The sequence below is a fragment of the Neobacillus drentensis genome, assembly GCF_036965645.1.
GTDB classification, from domain to species: Bacteria; Bacillota; Bacilli; order Bacillales; family Cytobacillaceae; genus Neobacillus; species Neobacillus drentensis_D.
In genome coordinates this window covers 1-6,586 of the sequence record NZ_JBALPZ010000077.1, presented here as the reverse complement: position 1 = coordinate 6,586, position 6,586 = coordinate 1, and the positions used below count along the sequence as shown (strand labels likewise).

Below are 6,586 nucleotides of genomic sequence, written 5' to 3'. Positions count from 1 at the left end.
CAATAAAATAGCCTTATAGATTAATTGAAAGCGTTATAAACAAAAAAATTCGAAATAGTCTATCTCTTGTATTCAAATGACATTAAAGAACACTTATTTAAAAGGAGCGATTATTATGTCAAACACAAAAAAACCTGTTGTTGCAATTACTATTGGAGATCCTGCAGGAATCGGACCAGAAATTACTGTTGATACAATGATGGATGAAAAAGTTTATCAAGAGTGTAAACCATTCCTCATCGGATCTGTTGATATCGTAAAAAGAGCAATGGAGGTAAAAAACTGTAACTTTGCAGTAAATAAAATTAATAAACCATCAGAAGGCAAATTCCAATATGGAACAATTGATATACTTGAAACGGGTGAATATGATTGCGCTAGTATTGAATATGGAAAGGTTCAAGAATTAGCTGGCAAAATGTCATACGATTATGTGAAAAAATCGATTGAACTGGGCATTAATAATGAGATTGATGTTGTCTCCACTGCCCCTATTCATAAAGAGGCTATCAAATTAGCTGGATGCCCGCAGCCTGGCCATACAGAGATTTATGGTGAGTTAACAAATTCTGATTATGCGTTAACTATGTTCAACTGCCACAATTTAAAGGTGTTCTTTGTCAGCCGTCATAAAGCACTTAAAGAAGCGTGCGACTATGCAACAAAAGAAAGAGTACTAGATTGCGTGGAGCAAATTCATAATGAACTAACTGGTATCGGACTAAAACAACCTAAGATAGCTGTTGCTGCTCTAAATCCTCACGCATCCGATAATGGGTTGTTTGGGACAGAAGAAGCGGATAATCTAATCCCTGCAGTAAAAGCGGCACAAGAGCTTGGTATTAATGCAGTAGGACCGGTTCCTGCAGATTCAATATTCTTTTTGGGATTAAAAGGAAATTATGATGCGATACTTTCCCTTTATCATGATCAAGGTCATATTGCTTGTAAGACTTATGATTTTGAACGTTCCATCACGATTACATGGGGGCTGCCATTCATGAGAAGCTCCGTTGACCATGGAACTGCCTTTGATATTGCTGGAAAAGGCATCGCTGGATCCATCAGTATGATTGAAGCTACTCTTGTTGCAGTGGATTACTGGAAGATGAAACAAAGTGCACTAGTAGAACAAGCATAATAAATTTTACCTTTGTTTAAGAAGGAAGGGACTAAGTTCTTTCCTTCTTAGTTTAATAGACCTATTTATTCCTATTAAAAGAGAAGAGGAGGGAATATTATGTGTAAGATTGGCATAGTAGCGGATGATCTAACAGGTGCTACAACCGTTGGTGTTTTATTAGCAAGAGCTGGGATTTCTACTGCTGCCTTTTTTGATGAGCAATCACTTGATAACGATAAAGGACATCTGGCAATGGTTCTTAGTAGTGACAGCAGGGCCATGAAAAAAGAAGCTGCACAGCAAAAGGTGAAATCTGCCGTCATAGCACTTAAAGAAAAAGGAGCAATCCATTTTTCTAAACGAATTGATACAACCTTAAGAGGTGGGATTGGCTTTGAAGTGGACGCCATGCTCGAGGAATTGGCATCAGATACTATAGCAGTCATGGTTCCTGCAATGCCGCAGTCAAGAAGGGTTGTAGTGGGCGGATACTCAATCATTGATGGTGTAGCATTGTCAAAAACACCAGTAGCCAACGATGTGAGGACCCCAATCACTGAATCACATGTCCCAACGTTAATGGCCCTGCAGACAAAACATCAAATTGGTTTGGTATCCTTAGGTGCATTGCTTGCTGGAAACGAAACATTGAAACAAACATTGCAAAATGAACGGGAAAAAGGTGCAAGAGTAATCATTGTCGATGCCATATCCATTGAGGATGTAGATGCGATTGCCGTGGCGGTTAATGATTTAAACTGGAATGTTTTAGCGGTGGACCCAGGCCCATTTACAGAGAAATTAGCAACAGTTAAGGGCTATTCAGCGGAAAATCATGAGATTACTTGTGGGGAAATTTCAGAAGAAGAAATTAACGGAACTGTTATTGCGGTTGCTGGTAGTGCAACGCCTGTAACTAAAGTTCAATTGAAAGCGTTGTCAGCTAAGAGGTGGGCATGCCAAATTCCAGTTTCTGCTGAGTCGCTCATCGATACAGTGAATACAGCGCCATTTGAAGTAAAGCGGGCAGTTGATGAAACCCTTAGGACGGTCCAAGGTCAAAAGCCGAATGTGCTCTTGCTGGAAACCGCCTTAACTTGCAATGTACTAAATTTAAGGGCCAAAGAGGAAGAGTTTAACTTGCAGCCGGGTCAAGCAGCGAATAATATCAATAATGGTTTAGGTGAGATTGTGGCTGAGGTATTAAACAGTGACCTTCAAGACGTAAGAGGCATTTATATGACCGGTGGGGATACAATGGTAAATGTACTAAATGTCTTAGGCGCTAAGGGAATTGAATTAATTGATTATGTGATTCCTCAAGCAGATCTTGGAAGAATTATTGGCGGAAAATATGATGGCTTGGTAGTTGTCGGAAAAGGTGGATTAACTGGTGCCGAAGATACTGCTATCTCGATTGTAAAAAGAATATGCAAAGAGTCTTCTAAAGTATTACGGCAAGAGGCTATCGGAGTATAGAAAAGGGGTGACCTAGAGGTTCACCCTTTTTCTAATTGTCCAGTTCCAGAACCTGGTCAAGGCGCTGGAACTTTACGTGTCTAATTTAATTGAAGAAATTGTTCAATATCATTAAGGATTGGCTCGAATTTTTCCAAGTCCCAAGCCGAGCGGCCGATAAATAGTCCATTGACATTACTGCCCTTTAAATAGTCAATGGCATTACCTCTGTTGACACTTCCACCAAATAGGATTTTTATGTCCTGTCCAATATCCCCAAAAAGCTCTACTAATACTTTGCGGATATGATCATGCATTTTATGAACATAGTCAGCTGGTGCTTCAGTTCCCCCAGCCCCAATGGCCCATACCGGTTCATAGGCTATAAGGACATTTTTTGCTTGGGAAGAGGAAATATTTTTCAAACAGATTTTTAGTTGAATCGAAAGGGATTCTTCACTTATACTCATTTCTTTGTCTTCCAGTTTTTCTCCGATGCAAAGCAATGGAATCATTTCTTTTCCAAGTGCAGCATGAACCTTTTTATTTAAATCTATATCGTTCTCGTTATAATATTGGCGTCTTTCAGAGTGGCCTAGCTCTACTAAGTCAACTCCAATCTCTTTTAACATGGAAGGTGATATTTCTCCTGTAAAAGGCCCCTCATCCTCCCAGTGCATATTTTGTGCACCTAATAGAATACTAGAATCGAGCTCATCCCTTAGGGTCGTTAAAGAAGTATACGGCGGGATAATAAAAAGCTGCATTCTTTCATCCTTATCTCTAGCTATTCTATTTAGTTCTCTGCAATACTCCTGGCCTTCTTTAATTGTCTTATGCATCTTCCAGTTTGTTCCGATAAAAATTTTCTTCATATTACCACCTGCTTTCGGATATTATGTATTTTATTTAATTGATATAATCTTATCTTTCATTATCGATATTTGTCAATTATTTGTTTTTTATTGCGAAAAAGAAAATAAATGAAAACAGAGGGGGTGCTGAAAAAGGGAGAGAAATAGAAATATTTTTATATAAAATCTATACTTTTTAGCTGTTTTTCTAGATAATTTGATTGGTTTATTTCTATTAATATGAGATAATAATGAATAACAATTCGAAAAGAAGTGAAAGGGTGTAATTATGTTTGCTGATCAACGCAGAAATAAAATCCTAGAAATGCTAACAGAAAAAGGGACGGTAACAGTGAATGATTTGACTAGTTTACTTAATATTTCTGCAGCTACCATTCGCTCTGATTTGAATCAAATGGAAAAACAGGGATTGCTTATTCGAACTCATGGCGGGGCCATGATGAAAGAGGAAGATCCGGATACCGTTGATAAAAAGTATGAGATTCGCGAAAAGAAATTCAAGGCTGAAAAGCAGAAGATGGGCTATCATGCCTTTCGTCATATTCAGGATGGACAATGTATCCTTTTAGATGCAAGTACGACTTGCTTTGAACTAGCAAAATATTTATTAGATTCGAAAATGAGGCTAACAGTAGTAACAAGCGGAATCGCCACTGCTGCTATGCTAAAAGAAAATCCCTATCTAACGGTTATGATTATTGGCGGTATTGTTCGTAATTCATCCAATTCAGTTGAAGGTCTGCTGGGAGAAGAACTGTTGCGAAAAATCAATATTGATATCTTGTTTACATCGGCCTATGCATTTAATACAAAGGATGGTCTTTCTGATTTTAGCCTGTATGAAGTGGAATTAAAAAGGAGTATGGTTTCCGTAGCCAACAAAGTAATTGCGATGCTCGATCACAGTAAAGTCAATAAAAGCTCCATTGCAACCTTTGCGCGTCCCGAGGAAATTGACCTTTTTATCACAGACCAGCATGTTTCAGATGATTTACGTGACTTTTTTGCATCGAAGAATATTGAATTAGAAATTGTAGAATAAAACATTAAAACATTAAAATATTTATTATTGAAAGCGGGAACATTCAAATAAAAAAAGAGCTGCATAGCTCTTTTTTTATTTTCTACAACTTGAACAGTACAGCAGTTGCCTTTATACCCCAATCATATTCAATGACTGCCGCAGTCCTTCTAAAGCGAATCCTGTTATATATCTAAAAACAAATATAGCGACAATTGGTGAAATATCAATAGGCCCAAGTGGAGGGATAAACCGTCTAAACAAGCCTAAATAGGGTTCAACCAGCTTAGAGATCCACATCCCAAGCTTTGTGGATTGAAATTGTGGAAACCAGGAACCAAAAATCGATATTAAGATAAGCCAATAATAAATTTCAAAAGCATATTGTCCAATTTGCAAAATGTATAATCCCAATTTATATCACCTCATCTATTAGAGTTTTATGGCAGGTACAGACTACATAAAGAGTACATATATTATATACGACTAAGCCCACTAAAGGTTTCATAATTCTGATGGATGTCATAGCATGAAATCCTAATCTAGATGAATCAACGATTAATTACTTGTGGGAAGGCCTTAGTGATAAAGGTTTTTCAATGGTTTTATTATGCCATTAGGAACTTAACAAATTCTTAAATTCAAGGGATTGGCGAATGAAAAAAATTAATCAAACGTTTAATTAATTCAGCGGCAAAACTAATCAAACGTTTAATTAACTGGGTTTATAGGTAAGTTTTTAAATGGCTTAAATAGGGAACTTATTTACCAAGTGATATATACTATAAGTGAGAAAGGACGTGATTAGATTGAAAAAAGGTTGGTTAGGATTAGGAATTGTGGTCGCTGTCATTGTGATCTTTGGCCTCATGTTTATGTCCAGCTATAACAGCTTTGTCAATCTAGAAGAAGACGTAAATCAGTCGCATGCTCAAATCGAAAATCAACTCCAGCGAAGGCTTGATTTAATCCCAAACTTAGTTAGTACTGTAAAGGGCTATGCTGCTCATGAGAAAGAAGTCATTGCTTCCATCTCAAATGCACGTGCACAGCTTGCCGGAGCAAAAACCCCCGAAGAAGAAGCCACTGCAAACGATCAATTATCCGGTGCACTAAGCCGTTTGCTTGTCGTCGTTGAGAATTACCCTAACCTTAAGGCAGATCAGCAATTTACCCAGCTAATGGATGAACTGGCTGGAACGGAAAACAGAATTGCTGTCGCGCGAAAGGATTACAATGAACAAGTAGCGGAATTCAATAAAAAAGTAAAAAGATTCCCGGGCTCGATTATTGCAGGAATCGGCGGGTTTGATGAAAAAGAATACTTCAAAGCAGACCCACAAGCCCAAGAAGCTCCAAAAGTTGATTTTGGAGGCAACGGGTAATGAAAGCAAAACGGATCTTCAGCTTTCTATTGGTTTTTACCACATTATTTCTGAGTGCAGCCCCTGCACTTGCTGAGGATGTCCAAATACCTGCTCCTGTCGGAGATATCTATGTACAAGATTTTGCCCATGTCCTAAATGAAACAGAAAGAGTGGAATTAATCAACTTAGGCAGAACCATTGAAGATCAGACAACTGCGCAGGTTGCTGTGTTGACCGTTGATAGCATTGGTGACAGAACCATTGAAGAATATGCGAATGAGGCATTCCGCCAATATGGTATCGGCAGTAAAAAAGAGGACAATGGCGTCCTCCTTGTTTTATCGATGAAGGAACATAAAATCCGGATTGAGGTCGGGTATGGCCTCGAAGGGAGAATTCCCGATGCGAAAGCCGGAAGGATTTTAGATCAATATGCTATTCCTTTTTTAAAAAATAACCAGCCCAACCAAGCCGTAATGGAAACTTACAAAGCACTCGCTAAAGAAGTCATGGCCGAATATAACGGTGAGAGTGGACAAAAAACGGCGCCAAAGGATGAAGGGATTGGAATCCCATCCTGGCTGATTATTATCATTGTCCTGGTTGTCGTCTTCCTTGACTTTAAATTTTTCGGAGGAACTCTTACCTATTTACTCCTCTCCATTCTATCACGCGGCGGCGGAAGAGGCGGAGGTGGCGGCGGGTCGCGAGGCGTCGGGGGTGGTTCATCTGGCGGCGGCGG

Annotated in this window: 7 protein-coding genes; 5 read left to right on the top strand and 2 right to left on the bottom strand. The window is 38.8% G+C overall.

Going from position 1 to position 6,586, the window contains the following annotated elements:
• The first annotated feature begins 115 nt into the window (after positions 1–115).
• Both pdxA and V7266_RS15280 read left to right on the top strand, forming a co-directional pair.
• Positions 116–1,141: a 4-hydroxythreonine-4-phosphate dehydrogenase PdxA gene (pdxA, locus tag V7266_RS15285; RefSeq protein ID WP_335468795.1), complete on the top strand. Its 1,026-nt coding sequence runs from the start codon at positions 116–118 to the stop codon at positions 1,139–1,141.
• A gap of 99 nt (positions 1,142–1,240) precedes the next feature.
• Positions 1,241–2,602: a four-carbon acid sugar kinase family protein gene (locus tag V7266_RS15280; RefSeq protein WP_335468794.1), complete on the top strand. Its 1,362-nt coding sequence runs from the start codon at positions 1,241–1,243 to the stop codon at positions 2,600–2,602.
• 80 nt (positions 2,603–2,682) lie between these two features.
• Here the strand turns inward: V7266_RS15280 and V7266_RS15275 are convergent, their stop codons facing one another.
• Positions 2,683–3,456, bottom strand: a complete 774-nt coding sequence (locus tag V7266_RS15275) for a triose-phosphate isomerase (RefSeq protein ID WP_335468793.1) — start codon at positions 3,454–3,456, stop codon at positions 2,683–2,685.
• 268 nt (positions 3,457–3,724) lie between these two features.
• Here V7266_RS15275 and V7266_RS15270 point away from each other — a divergent pair, with 268 nt between their 5' ends.
• Positions 3,725–4,498 (top strand): DeoR/GlpR family DNA-binding transcription regulator, encoded by a 774-nt coding sequence (locus V7266_RS15270; RefSeq protein ID WP_335468791.1) that lies wholly within the window; start codon positions 3,725–3,727, stop codon positions 4,496–4,498.
• 111 nt (positions 4,499–4,609) lie between these two features.
• On the opposite strand, the gene V7266_RS15265 is transcribed toward V7266_RS15270, so the two are convergent.
• On the bottom strand, positions 4,610–4,891 hold the full coding sequence (locus V7266_RS15265; RefSeq protein WP_335468789.1) for a YggT family protein: 282 nt from the start codon (positions 4,889–4,891) through the stop codon (positions 4,610–4,612).
• A gap of 395 nt (positions 4,892–5,286) precedes the next feature.
• Between V7266_RS15265 and V7266_RS15260 the strand changes: the two genes are divergently transcribed.
• Both V7266_RS15260 and V7266_RS15255 read left to right on the top strand, forming a co-directional pair.
• A complete protein-coding gene (locus V7266_RS15260; protein WP_335468787.1) occupies positions 5,287–5,862 on the top strand; it encodes a LemA family protein in 576 nt (191 codons plus the stop codon).
• Positions 5,862–6,586 (top strand): TPM domain-containing protein (locus V7266_RS15255; RefSeq protein WP_335468785.1); only part of this gene is annotated, 725 nt, incomplete at its 3' end. The genes V7266_RS15260 and V7266_RS15255, both read left to right, overlap by 1 nt.

Coding starts and splice junctions, on each gene's coding strand:
- pdxA (WP_335468795.1), top strand. CDS start 116: ATGTCAAACACAAAAAAACCTGTTGTTGCAATTACTATTGGAGATCCT.
- V7266_RS15275 (WP_335468793.1), bottom strand. CDS start 3,456: ATGAAGAAAATTTTTATCGGAACAAACTGGAAGATGCATAAGACAATT.
- V7266_RS15280 (WP_335468794.1), top strand. CDS start 1,241: ATGTGTAAGATTGGCATAGTAGCGGATGATCTAACAGGTGCTACAACC.
- V7266_RS15270 (WP_335468791.1), top strand. CDS start 3,725: ATGTTTGCTGATCAACGCAGAAATAAAATCCTAGAAATGCTAACAGAA.